This is a genomic window from Mycolicibacterium sp. XJ2546 (assembly GCF_053483195.1).
This window is the reverse complement of the sequence record NZ_JBEFRW010000047.1, coordinates 1-1,161: the sequence shown is the minus strand read 5'-3', so window position 1 is coordinate 1,161 and position 1,161 is coordinate 1. Positions and strand designations below refer to the sequence as shown.

General features: G+C 69.3%; 1 protein-coding gene. It reads right to left on the bottom strand.

Features of this window, described 5'->3' with window-relative positions; translation table 11 throughout:
* Positions 1 to 1,144: DUF222 domain-containing protein (locus ABQE44_RS25750; protein ID WP_448432647.1), on the bottom strand; the 1,144-nt coding region annotated here is incomplete at its 3' end.
* Positions 1,145 to 1,161: the final 17 nt, after the last annotated feature.

Here is a 1,161-nt window from a genome sequence, read left to right as displayed (position 1 = left end):
GATCGGTGATGTCGTAGGGCCGATACACCGGGCGCACGGTGGCGCCGTTGTCGATCAGCTCGGCCAGCAACGCCGGCGGAATCAGCCCACCCCCGACGATCAATGCCATCGGTGATTGCGGCTTGGGCTTGGCCGCCCACACGTTTGGCGGGTCAGATGCCGGCGGCGACGACTCCGGCGGCGATGGCTGCTCGGGCGCCGATGATCCGGCCTCGGCATTGGCGGTGATCGCGATCTCGGCCTCGGTCTCGATCTCGGGTTCGACAGGAGGGACGGTCTCGGCGTCGGCGGGGGTGTTGGTGGGTCGGGACAGGTTGGCCGTCGAGGAGGTCGGGGTGGGGGTGGTGTCGGTGATGGCGTGGATGACGAAGGCCGCGGCGCGCGGGTCAGCGGCGCCGGCGCGGGGGCATTGGGCCTGGCCGCAGTGGCAGGCCAGCTGATCGGCTCCGGCGGCGATGGCGCCCAGGGCGGCGGCGCGGCGTTGACCTTTGGTACGCGGATCGGCCTCACACACCCCGGCGATCATCTTGGTGATGCGCTTGTCGAGCAGTTCGGCATCGATGGCCGACAACCGCCCCCACAACGACGCGGTGCCGGTCTCATCATCGGGCTTGCCGAACCGCACATCACACTTGCGCGCGGCCTCATGAAAACGCCGCCGGGCATCGGGGTCATGGGTTTCCACGATCGCGTCGATGGCCAACTCCAGGCGCTCCTCCGACAGTGCGCCCCAGCTCACCGCGCGCTCGGCGACCGCGTCATCGATGCGGGCCATCAGCTCGGCATCCACCACCAGGTGGGTGCGCCAGCTGATCGTCGCCACCAGCTTGGCGCTGATCTCCCCGGCACTGAATCGGGCCGCCAGCTTGGGTAGGCGCTCGCGCAGCGCCAGTCCGATCCGCATCTGCCCGGAGGCCTTGCGGTGGCTGATGCCCATCGCAGCGGCTATCTCGGCGGCCGCACACGCCCACAGATCCACCACCCACTGCTGGCATTCATCGAGCTCGGGCGCATCAGCGCGCGCCGCCAACTCCCCGATCGCAGCCAACCGCCGCGCCGCGGTCATCGCCTCAACATGGGTGCACGCTTGGATCTCGGCGATCAGCGCGGCCTCCTCGGCCGACCGCAACTCCGAAGCGAACATACGTTCGATCATGCCAG